Annotated in this window: 18 protein-coding genes; 15 read left to right on the top strand and 3 right to left on the bottom strand. The window is 61.3% G+C overall.

From position 1 onward, the window contains the following. Together ACFCQI_RS02875 and ACFCQI_RS02870 are read left to right on the top strand one after the other, a co-directional pair. The gene (locus tag ACFCQI_RS02875; RefSeq protein WP_395119872.1) at positions 1-741 is read left to right on the top strand and encodes a hypothetical protein; all 741 of its coding nucleotides are present in this window, start codon (positions 1-3) and stop codon (positions 739-741) included. Between the two features lie 129 nt (positions 742-870). After that, a complete protein-coding gene (locus ACFCQI_RS02870) occupies positions 871-1,731 on the top strand; it encodes a hypothetical protein (protein WP_395119871.1) in 861 nt (286 codons plus the stop codon). Here the strand turns inward: ACFCQI_RS02870 and ACFCQI_RS02865 are convergent. Both ACFCQI_RS02865 and ACFCQI_RS02860 read right to left on the bottom strand, forming a co-directional pair. Then, positions 1,667-2,692 (bottom strand): restriction endonuclease subunit S, encoded by a 1,026-nt coding sequence (locus ACFCQI_RS02865; RefSeq protein WP_395119870.1) that lies wholly within the window; start codon positions 2,690-2,692, stop codon positions 1,667-1,669. The genes ACFCQI_RS02870 and ACFCQI_RS02865 overlap by 65 nt on opposite strands. Continuing rightward, complete coding sequence (locus ACFCQI_RS02860) at positions 2,685-4,640, bottom strand: class I SAM-dependent DNA methyltransferase (protein ID WP_395119869.1); 1,956 nt, start codon at positions 4,638-4,640, stop codon at positions 2,685-2,687. The genes ACFCQI_RS02865 and ACFCQI_RS02860 overlap by 8 nt, the downstream gene beginning before the upstream one ends. Before the next feature lie 379 nt (positions 4,641-5,019). Here ACFCQI_RS02860 and ACFCQI_RS02855 point away from each other — a divergent pair, with 379 nt between their 5' ends. The 13 genes from ACFCQI_RS02855 (at position 5,020) to mobF (ending at position 17,767) form a co-directional block, all read left to right on the top strand. Next, a complete protein-coding gene (locus tag ACFCQI_RS02855) occupies positions 5,020-5,511 on the top strand; it encodes a hypothetical protein (protein WP_395119868.1) in 492 nt (163 codons plus the stop codon). A 117-nt stretch (positions 5,512-5,628) separates the two neighbouring features. Continuing rightward, positions 5,629-5,979 (top strand): hypothetical protein, encoded by a 351-nt coding sequence (locus ACFCQI_RS02850; RefSeq protein ID WP_395119867.1) that lies wholly within the window; start codon positions 5,629-5,631, stop codon positions 5,977-5,979. Then, entirely contained in the window at positions 5,979-8,435 is a 2,457-nt protein-coding gene (locus ACFCQI_RS02845; protein WP_395119866.1) for a type IV secretion system DNA-binding domain-containing protein, read from the top strand. The genes ACFCQI_RS02850 and ACFCQI_RS02845 overlap by 1 nt, the downstream gene beginning before the upstream one ends. Then, entirely contained in the window at positions 8,432-8,773 is a 342-nt protein-coding gene (locus tag ACFCQI_RS02840; protein ID WP_395119865.1) for a hypothetical protein, read from the top strand. Before ACFCQI_RS02845 ends, ACFCQI_RS02840 begins: the two co-directional genes overlap by 4 nt. A gap of 153 nt (positions 8,774-8,926) precedes the next feature. Continuing rightward, positions 8,927-9,589: a murein L,D-transpeptidase catalytic domain-containing protein gene (locus tag ACFCQI_RS02835; protein ID WP_395119864.1), complete on the top strand. Its 663-nt coding sequence runs from the start codon at positions 8,927-8,929 to the stop codon at positions 9,587-9,589. After that, the gene (locus ACFCQI_RS02830; RefSeq protein ID WP_395119863.1) at positions 9,579-10,016 is read left to right on the top strand and encodes a hypothetical protein; all 438 of its coding nucleotides are present in this window, start codon (positions 9,579-9,581) and stop codon (positions 10,014-10,016) included. The genes ACFCQI_RS02835 and ACFCQI_RS02830 overlap by 11 nt, the downstream gene beginning before the upstream one ends. Positions 10,017-10,295: 279 nt before the next feature. Next, a complete protein-coding gene (locus ACFCQI_RS02825) occupies positions 10,296-10,478 on the top strand; it encodes a hypothetical protein (RefSeq protein ID WP_395119862.1) in 183 nt (60 codons plus the stop codon). Further along, the gene (locus tag ACFCQI_RS02820; protein WP_395119861.1) at positions 10,465-11,466 is read left to right on the top strand and encodes an ArdC family protein; all 1,002 of its coding nucleotides are present in this window, start codon (positions 10,465-10,467) and stop codon (positions 11,464-11,466) included. Before ACFCQI_RS02825 ends, ACFCQI_RS02820 begins: the two co-directional genes overlap by 14 nt. Next, positions 11,463-11,843 (top strand): hypothetical protein, encoded by a 381-nt coding sequence (locus ACFCQI_RS02815; protein ID WP_395119860.1) that lies wholly within the window; start codon positions 11,463-11,465, stop codon positions 11,841-11,843. Before ACFCQI_RS02820 ends, ACFCQI_RS02815 begins: the two co-directional genes overlap by 4 nt. Continuing rightward, the gene (locus tag ACFCQI_RS02810; RefSeq protein ID WP_395119859.1) at positions 11,840-12,268 is read left to right on the top strand and encodes an ankyrin repeat domain-containing protein; all 429 of its coding nucleotides are present in this window, start codon (positions 11,840-11,842) and stop codon (positions 12,266-12,268) included. The genes ACFCQI_RS02815 and ACFCQI_RS02810 overlap by 4 nt, the downstream gene beginning before the upstream one ends. After that, on the top strand, positions 12,268-14,265 hold the full coding sequence (locus ACFCQI_RS02805; RefSeq protein WP_395119858.1) for a type IV secretion system DNA-binding domain-containing protein: 1,998 nt from the start codon (positions 12,268-12,270) through the stop codon (positions 14,263-14,265). The genes ACFCQI_RS02810 and ACFCQI_RS02805 overlap by 1 nt, the downstream gene beginning before the upstream one ends. 38 nt (positions 14,266-14,303) lie before the next feature. Further along, on the top strand, positions 14,304-14,894 hold the full coding sequence (locus tag ACFCQI_RS02800) for a restriction endonuclease (RefSeq protein WP_395119857.1): 591 nt from the start codon (positions 14,304-14,306) through the stop codon (positions 14,892-14,894). Continuing rightward, complete coding sequence (gene mobF / locus ACFCQI_RS02795) at positions 14,888-17,767, top strand: MobF family relaxase (protein ID WP_395119856.1); 2,880 nt, start codon at positions 14,888-14,890, stop codon at positions 17,765-17,767. Before ACFCQI_RS02800 ends, mobF begins: the two co-directional genes overlap by 7 nt. On the opposite strand, the gene ACFCQI_RS02790 is transcribed toward mobF, so the two are convergent. Further along, entirely contained in the window at positions 17,764-18,234 is a 471-nt protein-coding gene (locus tag ACFCQI_RS02790) for a hypothetical protein (RefSeq protein ID WP_395119855.1), read from the bottom strand. The genes mobF and ACFCQI_RS02790 overlap by 4 nt on opposite strands. Positions 18,235-18,495 lie beyond the last annotated feature (261 nt).

Below are 18,495 nucleotides of genomic sequence, written 5' to 3'. Positions count from 1 at the left end.
ATGAGCGGCTTCGATGATGACTTCCTGGCCGGTCCGGCACCTGCGCCGGCTCCGGTGAAATCGGTCCAGGGGGCGGCATCGCCGTCCCCGCCGGCCATAGCTGATGACTTCGACGGGTTCGGGGGCAGCGTTGGCTCGGCTCAACCGGATGCCGGCTTTCTGTCACCCGAAGCCGCGGACGCGGCCAGGGCGACGGCGCAGGCGATGAAAGCGAAAACCGGCGCGGCCCTGGGATCGGCCACACGTGCAAGCCAAGCCGGCGCGCGTCGGCTGGGTCAGGCCATCGCGGCTGTGTCACCGAAGCAGTGGGCAACCGGACTGGGCGTGCTGGTGCTAGCGGTGGGTGTGACCTTCGGCGTGCGCTGGTGGATGCACCGGCCAGCCAGCCCGGCAGCAGCTGCGGCGAAAGCCGAGGCGTCTGCCGCCCCGGTGACGAGCACCGCTGTAGTCGCAACGCCGCCCGTCGTCACCACGACGGCGCCTCAGAAGCCGACCGCTCCGGTCATCGCGGCAACCATGCCGGTGCCGGCTGCTCCCGCTATCTCGCCGACCACACCGCCACCGCCCGCGGTAGAACGTCCCGCTCCTCTTCCTGTGGTCGCGTCATCGAAGAAGGATCCATGGAAGGTCGCGCACGCCGCAGACATCCAGAAGTCGATGCACACCGATCAGAAGAAAGACGACGCATGGGCGAAGGATCAGTCCGCTCGTCTCGATGCATTCTTCAAGAAGAAGCATTGACCCACTTCCCACCATACCTGGGCTACTTTATGGTGCCTTGCACCGTCCAAACCCTAGAACTGGCCTTGGGTTTAGCCCATTCCCGTCCAAAGATTTGATAAACGAGACCGATTTGATACCGTTTCGGGCATGAAGAACCCCCGCCCGGTATGCCCCAACATGGCCTGCCCGAACCATGTGGAACCACCCAGGGGGTTCTACCGGAGGAAGGGATCCCGCCCCGCCAAACACAACCATCAACCGGTGCGGCGGTATCAGTGCAAGGCCTGCGGGGCCACCTTTTCATCCACACAATCCAAGGCTATCCGGCAGCACCATCGCCCGGATCTCAACCGCCGGATCTTCGAGATGGCCGTGTCGGGCACCTCGATGCGGCGGATGGTCCTGCTGCTGGGTTGTTCCAAGCGAACGGTGGACCGGAAGATCCAGCACCTGGCGGATGAAGCCCGGCGCATCCACCAGGAACGGCTGGCGACCCTGCGCACGTCCTACATCATGCTGGACGAACTGATCACCTACCTTCATGCCCGACCCAAGCACCTGTCCGTGGCTGTCGTGGTGCGGGTGAAAACCGGGGAGGTGCTGGGCTTCACCATCTCGCGGATCCCCACCCAAGTTCAGGGCTTCGATAAATACGACTGGCAGCACGACGACACGCCCACGAACATCCCGGCTTTGCTGGCGTCCATGCGTCCGCTGTTGAAGCCAGGGGCGGTGATCGCTTCTGATGCCCACCCCAGTTATCCCAAGTGGCTCCAACGATCGCTGCCCGGGGTCCAGCATCAGAAAGTGAAAGCCCTGGTGTCGAAACTGGCCCAAAAGCAGGACGAACGCGACCCACTGTTCGCCATCAACTTGACCTTTGCCAAGATGCGCAACGATCTGGCCAGGCTCGGACGGAAGACCTGGACCACGACCAAGAGCATCAAGGGCCTGGAAAACCACCTATGGTTATGGGTGGCGTGGCGGAATGGGTATCCGCTTCGGTAATAGGGGCCAGCTGGCTGCTGAACGGTAGCGTCTGGATATAGCGCGTCATGAACTCAAAGTCAGGAGCAACCACACCCTCAAAGTTTTTTGCCGGCAGGCGAATGATCGAGGCTTGCATCTTTTCGAGCGACCACTTGCGGCCATAGTTGAACCTGTATTTTTCTTTCCGGATGACCGTGGCCAAGAACAACCCAATCTCCACGGTCAGCACTTGGTCTTTGAGGTAGAGCGCGTTGACGTCATCGGAACACCAGTAGGCCTCTGGCTGAAAGAAGGCCTCCGCTACGCTCCCGTTATAACTGACCGTCAGCGTGTTCTCCTCGTGGATGGCACTCGCCGAAATCCGAGAAGAATACCCATTGTTGCTTTCAATGGCGCCAATGAAGGGCGTAGAGCCCTCCTGTTGGTCTCCTTTGGTCAGTCGTTTGCCTTTCTTGATGTCGAACAAATCGGAAAGCCGAAATGGTGCCCACTGCCCCTCATTGAGAGGGATAGCCCCATCCTTGGATTGAGGGCTGGCAAGCCCATCCATGCCCACGCCCATGTCCGATATAAACGCTGGTGTCTGGGTGGGATCCGGTAAGACAATGTCTTTGAGAGAACGATTTGCCTGGCGGCCGTAGTTGTAGCGGTATTGATTGGCTCGAAGGCATGCGCAATAGAAAAGTTTTACCTCCTCCGACATGTCAACCTTCGGTGTCAACACGGCAACGTGAAAGCCCGTATAAAAAGGTGCGGGTTGAAGGAATGTTTCGAGCACTGAACCACTCAAAGCTACTGAAATGCTTCCTGCTGGGTGCGCCACGATGTCTGCTGGCGGTTCGACCACTGCCGAAACGCCGTTGTTCTTGGCGGTCCTGGATACAAAGGCAACCCCCTGGCCCGGTTCAGCCAAGGACATGGCATTCAACTCCAAGTTGCTGCCCGCTGAAATATCAAACAGTTCGCTGACCTTAGGCACGGCTGGCCCCCGATGCTGAGGCAGAGGATTGGTCACACAACATCTTGAAGACGGCGTAGTTGCGAACCGTTCGCTCGAAATCAGCCTGGGTCAACTTGCTGTAATCCGTTTCCATGTAGGCCTCTGCGCACCACTCGTCTGTGGGACCTACCTTCTTCAACACGCTTTCACCAGCAACCGCACGGCGGTTGTGGAAAGCGTCCAGCCATTTAGCCCGAGTGGTCTCCCAGGTTTCGTTCTTGTCCACACGGCCCATGTGTTTGGTTTTGACGAAGCCGTCTTCTTTCCAGTAGCCGAACCAGGTGTCCCGACCACTGTATTCATGAGGAACGTGAGCCTTAAAAACCATGATGCAGGAGACCACGCCCACCGGGTAGAAGAGATCATCCGGCATCGACATGACGGCTTCCAAGGTATGGCTGGCCAGAATGGAAGTCTTTTCCGGCGCGTTGCGCAGGGCGCATGACATCGGAACGATGGCAATGCCAACGCCATTGGGTTCCAGCACATCCAGCATGTGTTCAATGAAACGAAGTTCCGAAATGTCCCGCTGGGCGTAGGGAGGATTGAGCATCCCGACGTTGGGCTTCAACGCCCTCACTTTCTTGACCAGCCCTGCATCAAAACAGGAGCCATGATGAAGATGCGTCTTGCCATCGCCCCGCAGAATCATGTTGGACGCCGACAAGGCAAACATGTGAGGCGATTGTTCCACCCCGGTTAGCCCCTCCTCTTTGATGCGCTCTTCTTCGGATGGCTTGGTGGTATCCGCCAACATACGTGCCATGGCCGAAATCAAGAAGCCGCCTGTTCCAGCGCACAAATCCATCACCGTAGAGGTTTTGTTAACCCGGGCGATGCCTGCGAACAGATCGGTGATATGGCGTGGGGTGAGCACAATACCCAGCGCTTTCTTGTCGCCGCCGGTGTATTTCAGGAATTCGCCATAGAACTTGCCCAGGATGTCGAGCCCATCGTGGGCATTGATGTAGGGGGCAACGTGGTCATTGATTTGCTTGATGAAATCAAACAGAACCCCGTTGGGGCGCTCATCCGTCGTCTTGCGCAACTCCGGGTGCTCGGACAGAGCACGATACGTGAACATCATGTCGTCCTGTTTTTGTTTGTTGTGGAACGCCTTGTTCAGTTCCTTGACGATGGCTTCCAACCATTCGCCAGGGAGTTCATCTGAGTCCAGTTGAGGTCCTGTTTCGTCCATGGCCGCCGCATGGAACGGCTTGTTTTTCAAGGCCAGCAACGTGCCACTGACCAGCAAGGGTTTCTCTTGTTCCGTCAGTTTGTATTCCCTCATGGTGTCATGAAGGTCGCGGGCAAACTGCATCAGATCCGCTTCGCGCGCTTGGTTCACGGCCGGATTGTGCGTGGCGCACCGGATGAAATCCGCCCAAGGAATGATGGTTCTCAGCGGCTGTTGGTTCTTCCGGTTGAGTAACAAATCGGGGTGCTTGTCGCCCTTGACCCAAAGGTAAGTGGATATTTGGGCTTCCTTCTTGGTTTCACCGCTCATGGCGATGGCGATGACATTGAACTCCTTGGAGAGCGCCTTGGCGTAATGAAGGGCGCCATCAGCCGCATAGCGAGCCGCGCGAGCGAAGTAGGCGTCGTCATCCTTGTTCTCTTCACCGGCCACCCATGCCGGAACGAGGTGGCTTTCGTGGTCGGCGTTGTCTGCCTTGCATTCCACCACGATGAGGAAGTCCGGCACTTTTTTGTGGCGGATGATGAACTCGGGGCAGCCTCGACCTGTTCCGCCGCGCTTGCTGGCTGTGTCCAACAGTTTTCGGATCCGGCCGTGGGTGCTCTTCTGTTCTTCGACCATCAACCCGTCGTCGGATTCCAGACCTGTGGCCGGATACTCGTTCTTCTGCAAGAAATCACGAACGATGCTCTCAGCATTGCGCTCATTGCGGGACTTTTTCGTTGCCATGGGGGACCTGCCAGACGATGGGTGGCAGCCCCAGGGAATGGACAAACATTGCGTTCGTCGGTGGCTGCTCTCCATTCAAATTGACAGATTACTGGCAACCGTCAAGCTCAAAAAAGCCATTAAACGCCCTATTTATGTCGATGGCATCACATTTGCATCTCACCCTATCGTTGTGCGATGGTATAGGGTGTAGAAAGCCTATTTTTGACAGAAACGAACCAAAACTCACCTCATGCCATCCTCAGTGAAATCGACCACGAACGCCAAAAAGCGCCCTATTCAAAGGCGCTGCGTTGAGCATGTTTGGGTCAAGCGAGGAAGCCGGGGAACGCCGCCCGTTCAACGGTTTCAGTGTCGGAAATGTAGCGCCTGGAAGTCCGTGCGCCAAAACGCCCCATTGGGTGGCCTTCATCGCCCCGACCGCGTGTTCCGGGTGTTCGTGGGGGTGGCGGCCCGGAAGACGTCCTACCAACTGGCCCAAGAACTGGGGTGTCAGCCAGTGGACATCCGCCGGCACATCGACCAACTGGCGCGGGCAGCGATGGGGCACCCTCAGCCCCAGAACTCGGCCGGGTATGGCCTGGTGATTCGACCCGAACAACACGGAACCATCGTGGCGGCGGTGAGCCATGACCTGGACCGCCGGCTCTTGGGGTTCGAGGTGGTCAAACCCAGCCAGGTTCCGGTTGTCCAGAAGCGGCTGATCAAAAGCCACGGGGCACAGTTCAAGACCAATGCCCCCGACGATGTGGCCTGGTTGGATCAGCAGCTCCCCCCGGTCCGTGGCTTGGCCCCGACCCTGTCCGGGTGGGCTCAGCGCCTGTGGGTCATCTTGGCCTGGTCGAACCGGTGGGACCTGGCCGAGGGCTAGACCGCGGTGTCAGGCACCACAAAGTAGCCCAGGTATCTTCCCACCCACTTCCCAGCCGGCGAATTCGGCCTACGGTCATCTGTATCCCCACATCAACTCAACACACAGGTCCCCACCATGTCCCCCTCTATCACTTCTCGCGTGCTCAGCTTTCTCGGGTGCCTTGCGATCGGCACTCCTGAAAGCATCGCGCCTCCGATCCCCCCATCTTTCTATTACGTGCCGGGCGATCGCCCCGAGCCGACCGGCGGGATCGGCGACCCGGACACGCAGCGCCGGACGCTCATCGTTGACGCGATGCGCCGCCGAATGCTCGGCCACGTGGCTGCGTGGACGAGCGTCGGCCTCGCCAGCTTCGCGCTGGCGCTCACGCTGATCGTCGGCGCGTCTCACGAGATCCGCTCACACGTGTCTCCGACCCAGATCGGCGGCATGACCCCCACTCTGAACTTCCCCGGGAGCCACTGATGAAAATCAAGTCGATCGTCGGCACGCTGATGCCAATCAAGTCGATGCTCGCTTCGAGCATTGAAGAAGCGCGTGTTTTGGCTACGCGTTGGGACGTGCCGCAGGCGAACCGTGAGGGCCTGTTCGACGCTGGCAACGGCCAGATGCTGCCGCTCAGCAAGGATCTCCAGGATCGTCAGTCGCGATATATTTTGACGTCCCCCGATTCACGCGGGCGGCAGTATCGCGTAGCTGGCCGCATGCTCGCTGAGGACCTGGGCAGCGGCTCGACCAGCGTCGCCACGCCGTTGCTCTTCGGCGTCCTGGGCGTGTTCGCGATGTTGACGACCGTTCTGCCCCGTGGGCTGGGCGTCATCACCGGTGCCTTGGCGCTGGCGACTCTGCTGCTCATCCGCACAGCGACGGCCCCGCGCAAGGGTTGGACCTTCACCGCAGCACTCTTCGGCCTGCTCTTGCCCGTTCTCGCTGCTTCGTCCAGCCGCTCAGCGCTCATCTCACTCATCTGCTTTCTGCCGAGCTGTCTCATGCCTCTCATGTATGCATGGAGCGAGCAGCGGAAGCGGGCGAAGCGATTGGCGATCCAGGGGCGGAAAGCGGGCGGTGAGGACGGCAGCGCGTTGACGTCGCACGTCGCCGCAAGGAAAGCCCAGGCGATTGCAGCAGCGAAAGACGACAGCCCGCTGCTGCCGATGGGCACGTCGATGGGTGAGTTGACGCATCGCGGTGACGGATTTGCGGCGGATGGCGGTCTGCCGATTTCGATCAGTCTGAAAGACTTGTCCACGCACATGATCATTTTTGGCGAGACTGGATCGGGCAAGACGAGCACGCAGCTGCGCCCCAAAATCGCTCAGCTGATGAGGCTGCGGAAGCTTGGCTATGTCATCGGTCTGCTGATCGCCGATGGTAAGGGCGCTCTCGCGGGCGAGCACGCTGGCATGATCGACTTTAAAAATCTCAATCCGAAACGCCAGGTCGTTTCGTTATATCAGGGGCTGAGTTCGAGCGATATCGCCAGGCAGCATGAAGAGAACAACATGCCTGCTGCCGGTAGTTCTAGCGGATCTGAGAAGACGTGGAATGGCATGACAGCGGCATGCTGTCGACCTGCGATCTACATGCTCGAAGCGCTCGTGAAGCACGGCCTGCACGATTCGAACGGAGAGCCTTGGAAGTGGTCATTGCTGTGTCATGACCGCCTCGGGAAGCTTTTTTTGGCGGGCGAGGATCGGCTAGACGAGATCAAGCATTACTGGGAACAGATCGCGCAGCTTGAGGGCGGCGTCATTGATGGCCTTTTGGAGGAGGCCTACCTTTACTCGACACAAACTGTGCAGGCGTTGGCTCCGGAAACGCGGGGGTCGATCCTGGCAAATTGGACGCTCTGGTTTGCTCCGTATTTGTCGCATCCGGACTTGATGCGGTGGGCTGCCGCAGACACGGGCGAAAGCGTCGAAGCGTGCCTTCATGGATCTGCCGTTGGCTTGGATATCAGTGGCTCGCTGTATGGCCAGCACTCAGCCAACCTGGTCGTGAAATTTCTTAAGGCGCGGGTCACCAGTGAGATGCAGCGGCGTGCCGGGTGTGCCGGTGGAGACTGGGAGAAGGTGGATCCGACGGCTTCGCATTGCTACCTGTGCTTGGACGAATTTCAGGACATCGTGACGCAAGCGGATATCGATCTCGTCCCTAAAGCGAGGTCGCTCGGGGGGGTTTACATCGTGGCAACGCAAACGATTGAGAGCCTTCTTCAGGCTTCGAAGAATGAAAACTCGACGAATGCCATGCTCGCTTCGTTCCTCTCTCGGGTGGCTCTGCGCACATCGCCCAAGACTGCGAAGTGGATGCAAGAAGGTATCGGCATGGGGCGCGTGCCCCATCGCGAATCTGACTCCACCATGGTCGATTTCGTGCGGTCGGTGGCCAAGGCTTACAGCGCTCCGATCTGGGATGAAGGCCACCCCATGGCTCGTATGCTGGCCTCGTTCCGACGCAAGCTGGGGGGCACGCACTTCAAAGATCACCGGATTGAAGGTGGTGGCAAGGGCGTTTTCGGAGACCGTCTAGCGAACGACCTGGTGCTCGTGCGCGAGATGAAGGAAGAGCCGATTTTGGAGCTCAGCCAATTCGCGACGCTCACCGCAGAAACTGGTGTCGCCCTAGTTGATATCCGCCGCGGAGGCGTGCCACGCCGGGACTATGTGCGCGTCGTCGCACCCATGTTCTCGATTCCCGAAGACCTGCTCGACCCGAACTATGTGGTGCGGGATCTCGACGCCGAAGACGCGATCACTCGGAAGGCCGCCATGGAGGCCGCACTCGCCTCTGAAGCGGAGCGAGTCACCGCAGAGGAACAGCTTTCCATCACACACGACGAGGAGAACAACCAGCCATTGGCGGCGCTGCTGGACGCCATTCGCAATCCCGAAGCCACTGAAATCCAAGAGGAGAAATGATGATGATGACCGTTGACGCTATTCGCCGACAGTCGGCGGCGCGCAAGGAAGCGCAATCCGCTCAACAACAGGCACCCGCCGCCTGGCAGCGCCCGCTGCCTCAGTCGGCACCGCAAAAGGAGGCGTCCGCTGCTCAGCAGCAGGCTCAGCAGCGACCGCGCATGACGCTTGCTACGGCGATCGGTGCGGCACCACAGAAGCAAGCCCAGGGATCAGGGCAGGGCAGCGGCGGCCAGGGCCAGCTCTCGAAGCCGACCCATCCGAGCTTCTACAACCCCATTTCGACGGGCGAGATTGCCCCGCCGAAGAAAGCGCAGAAACGCGGCATGAGCATGTAACCCGCCGTGACCATCCACCCACCAAGAAGCCGTGGCTTGAGAACCACGGCTTCTTCATTTTGAAAGTCATGATCGACATCGACTCGACAAATCCCAGGCTTCGTCTACGGTGGAGGTAGAGGGGTGGCACCACCCCGTTAGAGACCACCAGCGATGATCACCAACACACCACCACTTCCCCCGCATAGCGCCATTGGCCGGGCTGTCACGGCTTCCATCTGCACCACCGGCCACGCGCCCAAGCGTCTGCTGCTCGCGGATATGACCCTGCCCAGCACGCGGAGGCGGTTCTGGGTTCTGGATCTCTCAGACCCGAAGCATCCCCTGGTTGAAGCAGCGACACGTGTGGCGCACGGAGCCGGATCAGATCCGCAGAAGACGGGCTTGCCCATTCGCTTCAGCGATACGCCCAATAGCGGCACGACGAGCCTGGGCCTATACCGTGTCGCTGAGCCTTACAACATGGCGAAGCATGGGAAAGCGTATCGCCTCGATGGCCTGAGCCCGACAGACGCTCACGCCCGCGAGCGCGGGGTCGTCCTTCATCCAGCTGACTACGTGAGCCAGACCGGGCTGGTCGGCCGGTCGCTGGGCTGCCCCGCATTGAACCCCGCAGTCTTCACGCAGCTCGATCGCGCAGGCGACCTGGAAGGCTCGCTCCTCTGGATCGACGCAGGTGCTGCAACCCCTGTCCCATCCTGTGCCGCCGCATCGGCGTGGACCGTCCAAGCCGCCCAGGCCATCGCCCAATCCACCGCGATCTGGGGCCCCAAGCCGCTGCCAGCCTGCTCGCCTGGAGACCGACATGACGCCTAACCACGCCCTCGACGACATGCAGGATGTCTGGGTGTTCGTCCCCATCGACCCCGAAAGCAACGAACTCGATAGTGAGGGCGGCTTCGCAGAAGCGTTCGGCGGCGCACTCGCGGGCATCATTCTCGGCGGCTTCGGCCTCGAACACCTTGGCCACTTGTTGGAAGGGGTGGAGCGCTGGGGCGAGTTTCAGGACGCCCTGCGCCCGCCCATCTCAGCCATGCAGGTGGCGAACGCCATCGGCCAATGGCGATCCAGCGGCGCTCATTTCGCGCCTGGCGAAATCAAGGGTGTGTGGATCAAGACGGCGGTCCCGATGTCGCGCTTCATGCGCGCCGCTTTTATGGCGTCGCAGCCTCAGTCCATCGCCTCACCTGCACCGCAACGGGTGCCTGATCCGCCTCGTCCGCGGCCTCGGCCGCGTTGGTGAGCCAAGCAGTTCGGCAGGCAGTGGGGTTTTGTCCGTTCTTCCCCCGACTGGCCCGGCAGGGCCGGGCAGATGGGCTTTTCTGCTTCTCCAGCTCTTCGCGTTGTGCGGCATTCGCTGCGCTCCGTAGTTCAAGAACAAGAGCAGGAAGAGCAAAAAAGCTCTGCCAGGCGATGGGGTGAAAAGCACGGCGCTACGCGCGGGCGTCATAGCAGAGGGGGGACTTCCGATCCGGCAGATTCGGCCTACGGTCAAGAGAGACCCACTGCCGAGGCCCCACTCATGCTTCAACTTGCTGATCTTTTTCGTCGCGCACGTATGCGCGAAGTCGAACGCGCCGTCCGCACCCAATTCGACGATGCAGGCGTCTTCCAAGAAGACGCGCTGTCACTCGATGACGCGCTGACTGCGCGCACTCCCGAAACGTTCGCCTGGGGATCGGGGGTGAACCATGGCAACCACTGATCAATCCAAGATCCCGTTCGCCGAGCGTGTTGCCGCGGACATCATCGCTCGCCTCGAAGCCGGCACGGCCCCATGGCAACGGCCTTACGAGGAGAGTCAGTTCGGCGGGCTGCCCATGAATCCCACAACTGGGAAGCGCTACCGCGGCATCAACGCGATCTCGCTGCTTATGTCGCAACCCAATCAAGATCCGCGATGGGTTACATACAAGCAAGCGGAAGCCCAAGGCTGGCAAGTCCGGCGCGGCGAGAAGTCTCGCAGCGTGGAGTTCTGGCAGTTCGAAAAAGAGGAGACCGACAAAGCCACGGGTGAGAAGCGGACCGTGCAGCTCGAACGGCCGCGCGCTTTCTACGCCGCCGTCTTCCACGCGTCGCAGATCGACGGGATGCCGCCGCTCGAAATTCGGCAGCACGCATGGGACCCCATCGAACGCGTCGAGGCCCTACTGAAAGAGAGCCGCGCGGACATCCGGCACGAGCCTGGCGCGACGCCTCACTACTCGCTGACGAAAGACCGGATCGTGATGCCCGAACGCGGGCAATTTCTCGACGCCGGCCGCTACGCCGCAACCGCTCTGCATGAGCTGGCGCACTGGACGGGACACCCATCACGTCTCAACCGCTCAATGGCGCACGCATTCGGATCGCCCGACTACGCCCGAGAAGAGCTACGCGCTGAAATCGGAAGTTTTCTAAGCTGTCAGGAGATGGGGCTCTCTCATGACCCGAGGCAGCATGACGCATACCTTGGGAGCTGGCTGGCGGCGCTTCGGCAAGACCCACGCGAGATCTTCCGTGCATGTGCTGACGCCGAAAAAATCGTGACGCACGTGCGGCAGTTCGATCTGCACCATGTCCAGGAGCAGAAGCAGGAGGGACAGAAGGCGATTGAGGCTCAGCCGCAGCGTGAGCGCCAGGAGCCCGTTGTCGCGCGTGCTCCCCGGATCAAGCCAGTGATGCCCGCCAAGGCACGGGGGATGAGTCTATGAAGCGCCCACATATCCTCCGCAGCGCAATCAAAAAGGCCGCGCGCAATGCGTTCGACGCAGAGCGGGCCCTCGCCTGGACACCCGACAACCCCGTCTGTCGCCGCACGCACGCTCGCGCCGTTGCCCGCGTCGAGCGCGCCATCTATCAAGCCCAACGGGAGCGCCTGATCCCGCTGCCAACGGTCCAAGCCCTTCTTGGCATCGTGCTTGACGCTCAGACGCTGGCGCGCTTGCGGATCACCGGGAAGCAATCCGTCCCGCCTGGCACCAGCACCGGCTACTGGGACACGCTCGACGCCATGGATCGCGCAATTGATCGGGCATGGCGCCGTGCGCGCCTGACCCGCGTCTTCACTCGGTCGGGAGGCATCCAATGAACGCTGAGCAGACCTTGTTTCAAGCGGCAGCGACAGGCAGCGTTTCCATGGCCAAGACCGCTTGCGCCGCCGGGGCCCGCCCCTCAGCCATCGGCCCTGGCGGCGCCACAGCACTGCACATCGCGGCAGCTCAAGGACACAGCCACGTCGCTGAGTTCTTGCTCGCTGGCGGCGCGGATCCGAACGTGCAGGATGGGTTTGGCCGCACGCCGCTCCACGAAGCTGCTTTCGTTAGAAGCAAGTCGCCACAGACGTGGGAGACCCTGATCGCCCACGGCGCGGATCCGCACGGGCCACGGGATCGCGATGGGCGCACGCCCGAGGCATTGGCGATGACACTCGACTACGGCAAGGCCCTCAATAACCTGATCGAGCACAACGCGCAGCGCGTGGCTCGCGGCCTGGAACCAACGTTGGGGCGCTGATGAGCGAGAAGGTGCTCAACCTGTTCCTGCAGTCGGAGCCCGCCGGTCTCGAACCCTCGCGCTGGGTCCGGCGGGTAGATCATGCCCTGGGCGCTGGCCTTGGTGTCGGCGCGATGGTTTACACAGGGCTGAGCGCGGCCATCTGGCACACACTTCCCCATCCAGCGGCCGGTGGCTACGTCCCGCAGTTGCTCGATTACCCCGGCATCGTCTTGCACATGCTGTCGGCAGGGTGGCTAAACCCCCATGCGCTGGTCGATAACCCTGCGGCGCCGGACCTCTCGTTGGTTCATCGCTGCTTCGCGCCGGCGCTGGCTGCTGCAACCGCGATCGGTGGCTGGGTGCTGAAAGCGGGCCTACAGCCGACCCGGCGGATGCGCCACCTAGCCGGGCCTCAGCTCCTCCGCGGGCGAGAGGCTGTCCAGGCTGCAAAGCAAGCGTGCAAGCACGAAGCCAAGGGTGAGCCATTCCTTCAACTCGGGCCCCTGGCCCTCGACAAGCGCCGAGCAACGCGAGGCATCTTGCTATACGGCTCGCCCGGGTCCGGGAAAACGGTCGTGCTGATCCCGGCGATCCAGCAGCTCATCAATGCTGGTCACCGAGCGTTCGTCTACGACGTCAAGGGCGACTTCACCAGCTATTTCTTGGGCGGTTCCGTGGGGCTCATTTGCCCGTGGGACCGGCGGAGTCTGGTCTGGGACATCGGGCAAGATTGCCGCACGCCCAGCGATGCGCAGGTTTTTGCCGCAGCGCTCATCAAAGAAGACGAAGGAAACGGGCGATTTTGGTCGATCGCCGCCCGGCAACTGCTCGAAGGTGTGCTCCGATCGCTTCAAAACGACCACGGCACGAACTGGGGCTGGAAGAGCCTGGCGGATCGCCTCGCAGTTGACGCCAAGGCTATGGCCGAGCGTATGGCCGCTGACTTCCCGAAGGCGCTCGCTCTCGTCGCTGATCCAGCCAGCAGCGCGACTTCTAGCGTCCTCGCCACGCTGTCGAGTTACACGAAGCTCGTCGACGACCTGGCCCTCGCGTGGGGCGACGGACAAGACCCTGGAACGGGTGACATGCGGGCGTCGATCTCCCTCCGCGAATGGTCAGCAGATGGTTATGCCGGCGAGATCCGCCAGCTGATTTTTCAGGCTGGCCCCGATCGCTCGATGACGACCGCGCTCGCCTCAGCGATGCTCAATCTCCTCACGCCCCGGCTCCTCTCGGCAGCGCTGCCTGACAACGAAGACGGTCGGACGATCGCGGTCGTGATCGACGAGCTGCCCTCGGTCGGCAAGATCGACTTCGCTGGGTTGATCGAGCGCGGCCGTTCGAAGGGTGTCGTATTCATCGCGTCAGTGCAGTCTCTCGACCAGGTCAAGCAAGTCTGGGGCGAGGAAACCATGCGAAGCCTCGGCTCAATGATCGGCACGCATCTCGTCTTTCGCGTGCAGCCGTCGCTCAGCCGGGACGCTATCTCAGAACAGTTTGGGAAAGCGCGCTGGTCGATCGCGAACGTCAGCACAAGCGGCGGCGGCAGCGCCACGAACACGAATGTCTCGGTGCACGAAGAACAGCGCCCAGTCATCGCGCCTCACGAGTTGACGGATCGCTTGGGTCCGCAGAGGGGCAAGCGTTTTCCGTTGGGCTGGGGCATCCGAGCCATCGTCGCGGGCCTAGGCCCTGATCTGCTCGAACTGGATTTCGACGGGACGAGCCCGAAGAAGCGTCGGAAACCTCACCGGCCGGCGAAGTGGACTCAGAACGTTGCCGGAAAAGCGAAGGCGGGTGGTGCAACCCCTGATCCAGAGCAGCCGCAACCGTCGCCGTCACCAAGCCTGGCGCTTGCGGAAGCGTGGGCAAGGGCTGCACTGGAAGCGCAGACCGCGCATCCGCTGAGCGACTTCGCCGCGAGCATTCGAGAAGAAGGGGAGGCAAGCCCGCTTGCCGGCGTCGAGGCGGGTCTACAGTTGCCACCACTGCCGATGCAAATGCCTGGTCGATAGCGGGTAGACAGCCGGCGTTGTTTCAGTAACGTCGATAAATGAACACTATCGACACCCACGTTTCAATTCGCTGGACCACCTGGTGGTCTCGCTTTGTCAACCGCGTTCGGCTTATCGGTCGCCGTCGGCACGTGAACAAGGTCGCGCGCAGCCACAAGCTTCGACAGAAGATCACTGAGATCGCTGCGACAGAGAACGGCTTCGCCCGCGCTCTCGGCTATCTCCGCAAGATCGACCCGCTCGTATTCGAAGAGCTGATCTTGACGGCGGTTGAAGACGACAACCTTCGCATCCAGCGAAATCTCCGCTACACGGGCGACGGTGGGCTTGACGGGGAGGTCACGTATCGCGGTGCTCGCGTGCTTATCCAAGCGAAACGCTACGGGGCACATATCCAGCGCGCTCATGTGGCCGTTTTCGCGTCGCTCTGTGCGTTGGAAGACGCCGTGGGGTTGTTCGTGCACACAGGTCGGACTGGCGAAGCTTCCCGCGGCGCGATTACAGACGCAGGTGGCCGTGTGTTGATCGTGAGCGGTCACCGGCTGATCGAATTTCTCACGCAACCTGGGTCTACGAAGGAGCACCTAGAGCGGGTGATCACAACTCATCGGAGGCTTTCATCATGTTGACGATCCGCGCACTCAAAACCCAAAGCGGGAGCAAAGGCGGTAGCGGGATCCCTGAGTATCTGACGGCTACTCACTACTACCAGAACGCCGATGGAAGAGAGGTGGTCGCGTCCGAGTGGTTTGGCACCGGCGCCAAGGCTCTCGGCCTGCATCGCCAGAGCGTGACTGTCGAAGACATGGCGAAGCTCGCCCAAGGGCTTGCACCGGACGGCACGAAGTTGCGTCGCAACGCGGGTGAAAAGCCCGCGGTGGTCGAGCTGAAGGATCGCCAGGGGAAACCTCGGCTCGATGAAGAAGGCAACCCCATCACACGCGAGGTTCAGCAACGTATCGGGTGGGACATGACCTTCAGCGCGCCGAAGACGGTGTCTGTGGCGTTTGCGGCAGCAGACGGCGAGCTGCGCGATCAGATCCTCGAAGCCCATCACCAGGCCGTCGCCAAGAGCCTCGACTGGATTGAGAAGCAGGCCGCGGAAACGCGGCGCGGAAAGGCTGGGGTGGACGTGCATGACGCGGCGATGGTTATCTCACGCCACACCCACTTCGCCGCACGTCCCCATGACCAGACGTTCGATGGCAGCGAGAGCCAGTGCGATCCAGATCTCCATTCTCACTGTCTGGCCTACAACGTGGCCCTAGATGCGAACGGGAAGTGGGGCGCCTTGGAAACAGCCGAGATCTATCGCCAGAAGCTCTCTCTCGGGGCGTTGTATCGCGCAGAGCTGGCAGCCGGGATGGCTCGACTGGGCTTCGGCATCGAAGACGAGATCCACTTCGATGACCAGGGGAAGGAAAAATTCCGCGCGTTCAAGATTGCGGGGATCCCCGATGCGTTAGCAGAAGAGATGAGCGGGCGGCGTGGGCAGATCGAGCAAGCGATGAAAGCGGATCCGTCGCTCTCGCCACAAGCCGCCAACCTGAAAACGCGGCTGCAGAAGGACGAGCCGCCGTTTGAAGAGCTGACCCAACAATGGCGGGCCCACCTCGACAGTTTCAGGATGCGGCACCCCGAGCTGAACATGCCCGCGGACGCGGAAGCGTTGCGGCAGCGGGAGCGCAAGCCGGTAGAGCGAGACCAAGCGAGGGAGGATGCTGAAATACTGGCCAAGCTCCATGAAACGAAAACGGTCTGGACCCGGCACGACCTCCTACAGCAGATTGCCGAACGAAATGCCGGCACGCTTGACGCAGCCGGCGTGGCGAAAGCCTGCAATGCGTTCGTCCAGCGAAACGACTTGCACGTTATTCAGCCGGAGAAAATTCACGCGGACGAACGCGGTGAACATCTGGCACGACGCCACCGCCAGGTGCGCTACGCGTCGCAGGCTGTTGTCGAGGAGGAGCGCTCCATGATTGAGAGCGTGAAGTCTAGGGCGGCCGAAGACCACCGCGTTTCGCCCGACAAGGTCAACCAGGCGATCACGCAAATGGAGACATCCCGAGGCTTCCGGGTCTCACCAGAACAACGCCAGGCGGTCGAGCACCTCACCCAGTCCCCAGGGGCGGTGCAGAGCCTGGTTGGGCGAGCAGGGACCGGAAAAACCACGGTCAGCGATGCCGTTGTTGCCAGCCACCGAGCCGCCGGCTATGACGTGATCGGCTGCGCTACAGGCTGGGATGCGGCGAAGAAACTCGAAGCAGAGGCGGGCATCCCATCTCACTCGATCGCAGCCCTTCTGAAAGGGCTCGACGACGGCAAGACAAAGCTCACAGCGAAGACGCTCGTCATCGTGGACGAAGCGGGCATGGTGGGCACGCCAAGCATGTCAGCGCTGCTGCGCCATGCCGAGCAAGCCAAATCGAAGGTGATCCTTCAGGGCGACCCTCTCCAATTGCAGAGCGTCGAGCGTGGTGGCGCGATGCGCGCGATTACGAAGGCTGTGGGCGGCGCGACGCTCTCAGATATCCGGCGACAGAAGAACACCGAGGACGTCAAGACTGCGGGGCTGTTCTACGCAGCTGGTGGCGACGAACTGCGGAGCCGCGGTGAGAACGCACAGGCTGGACGAGAGATCCTCGCCAGAATGGAGAAGCGGGGGCAGATCCGCGCGTTCGATGACGACGCCGAGGCGATGCGGAACCTTGTGGCCGACTATCTCGGCAGCCCCACGGTAGCGAACGAAAAGCTGATCATCGCCGGCAAGCGCGCCGACGTTACTGCGCTCAACGCCGCGGTCCGGGAAGGCCTGCACGCGCGCGGACGGCTGGGGCCTGACCACGTGATCCAGGTGGCGTATGGCACCGAAGGGAAGACCCGTCCGATGCCGCTCGCAGTCGGTGACCACGTTCGGTTCAACGCGAAGGAAAAGAAGCTGGGGCTGGTGAACGGGAGCCGGGCACGCATCGACGCGATCGAGGCGCTGGAAGGCGGAGGGCATCGGATTGAAGCGACGTTGATCAGCGACATCAAGAAGGATGACGGGCGCAAGGTCGCGTTCGAGACGCGCGATTTCAGCGCGCTCGCGCATGGCTACGCTTCAACCGTGCACAAGAGTCAGGGCCAGAGCAAGACTGAGGTCTATCACTACGCGGGTGAGAACGCGGGAGGCGTGTCTGACCGCCAGCTGTCGCTCGTCGCTTTCACTCGCATGAAGCAGAGTTATGGCTTGTATGGCACTGTCGATGGCATCTACGGCCCCGCACTCGACGCGAACGTAGTGACCGACCGGTTGCAGATGAACGCCCTGGAAGAAGGGCTGACGGGCCGGACGACGAAGCGGCCCCAGGTCGCCGAGGCGCCCAAGCGGGAGACGCCGGATCCCCTGTTTCAGAGGGTCGCCACGGCGTTTAAGGAAGCATGGCAGCGGGTGCACAACCCCGCGCCGACGCCGCGTCAGAAGCAGCAACAGCAGCGGCGCGGAGCGGTTCTCTAACGGCGGCGTGACTTGATGCGAGCCAAGTGGCGCTCTTCGCGCCGCTTCGGCCAGGTCTCGTCTGCCATCACTACATCGCGCATCTGCTCGAAGATTGCGCTTTTCCGTGCCCGCCGCGCCTCGAAGTCTTCGTCTGGTGCATCGCTTGCGTGCCAATGCTGGACTATGTGATCGAGCATCCGCGCATACACTTCGTAGCAGTTCGCCCAGTAATTCGCCAGATCCTTGTGAGCAGCCAGCTCCTCATTCAAACGGTAGCACTCGCCTTCGAGAAACTGGACTTTTCCATACTGCTGCATCAGGTTGTCGTGGGTCTCCTCGCGCATCTCTTCCCTCGTTTCTTCCGCGCGGCGATTGCGGCGATCGGCCTCTTGCTGCATCCGATCAGCCGCATCGAGCGTCATCTGATTAAAAATCGACATGATGCGATCGTGCTGACGCTGCCAGCTGTCAAAAAAAGAGAACATCGGTCTAGTCCCTATCGTGTCCCATTGACTGGTGAGCAGACGCTACCGTCGATGACGGGTGAGGTGTCGATGAGAAGTCGTCGATCTTCATCCATGGGTCAGCTAGCCGCCGACTGTCTACTGCTTTCCATCGGGATTCCTCATCGAGCCGGGCCAAGATCTGACCTTGGCGTTCGAGCATTTGATCAATGTTTTCCAAGTGGGCATCTAGGTGTGAATCTAGGATCGTCACACCCGCGTCCGGCTTACGTTCGACCCGAT

It is taken from the genome of Rhodanobacter sp. FW102-FHT14D06, assembly GCF_043950705.1.
Classification (GTDB): Bacteria; Pseudomonadota; Gammaproteobacteria; order Xanthomonadales; family Rhodanobacteraceae; genus Rhodanobacter.
The sequence above is the reverse complement of the archived record's forward strand: the minus strand, read 5'-3'. Positions and strand labels throughout refer to the sequence as shown.

Excerpts from the sequence above, each read along its gene's own strand:
- ACFCQI_RS02875 (WP_395119872.1), top strand. The coding sequence starts at position 1 with ATGAGCGGCTTCGATGATGACTTCCTGGCCGGTCCGGCACCTGCGCCG.
- ACFCQI_RS02870 (WP_395119871.1), top strand. The coding sequence starts at position 871 with ATGAAGAACCCCCGCCCGGTATGCCCCAACATGGCCTGCCCGAACCAT.
- ACFCQI_RS02860 (WP_395119869.1), bottom strand. The coding sequence starts at position 4,640 with ATGGCAACGAAAAAGTCCCGCAATGAGCGCAATGCTGAGAGCATCGTT.
- ACFCQI_RS02850 (WP_395119867.1), top strand. The coding sequence starts at position 5,629 with ATGTCCCCCTCTATCACTTCTCGCGTGCTCAGCTTTCTCGGGTGCCTT.
- ACFCQI_RS02845 (WP_395119866.1), top strand. The coding sequence starts at position 5,979 with ATGAAAATCAAGTCGATCGTCGGCACGCTGATGCCAATCAAGTCGATG.
- ACFCQI_RS02840 (WP_395119865.1), top strand. The coding sequence starts at position 8,432 with ATGATGATGATGACCGTTGACGCTATTCGCCGACAGTCGGCGGCGCGC.
- ACFCQI_RS02835 (WP_395119864.1), top strand. The coding sequence starts at position 8,927 with ATGATCACCAACACACCACCACTTCCCCCGCATAGCGCCATTGGCCGG.
- ACFCQI_RS02830 (WP_395119863.1), top strand. The coding sequence starts at position 9,579 with ATGACGCCTAACCACGCCCTCGACGACATGCAGGATGTCTGGGTGTTC.
- ACFCQI_RS02825 (WP_395119862.1), top strand. The coding sequence starts at position 10,296 with ATGCTTCAACTTGCTGATCTTTTTCGTCGCGCACGTATGCGCGAAGTC.
- ACFCQI_RS02820 (WP_395119861.1), top strand. The coding sequence starts at position 10,465 with ATGGCAACCACTGATCAATCCAAGATCCCGTTCGCCGAGCGTGTTGCC.
- ACFCQI_RS02815 (WP_395119860.1), top strand. The coding sequence starts at position 11,463 with ATGAAGCGCCCACATATCCTCCGCAGCGCAATCAAAAAGGCCGCGCGC.
- ACFCQI_RS02810 (WP_395119859.1), top strand. The coding sequence starts at position 11,840 with ATGAACGCTGAGCAGACCTTGTTTCAAGCGGCAGCGACAGGCAGCGTT.
- ACFCQI_RS02805 (WP_395119858.1), top strand. The coding sequence starts at position 12,268 with ATGAGCGAGAAGGTGCTCAACCTGTTCCTGCAGTCGGAGCCCGCCGGT.
- ACFCQI_RS02800 (WP_395119857.1), top strand. The coding sequence starts at position 14,304 with ATGAACACTATCGACACCCACGTTTCAATTCGCTGGACCACCTGGTGG.
- mobF (WP_395119856.1), top strand. The coding sequence starts at position 14,888 with ATGTTGACGATCCGCGCACTCAAAACCCAAAGCGGGAGCAAAGGCGGT.
- ACFCQI_RS02790 (WP_395119855.1), bottom strand. The coding sequence starts at position 18,234 with ATGTTCTCTTTTTTTGACAGCTGGCAGCGTCAGCACGATCGCATCATG.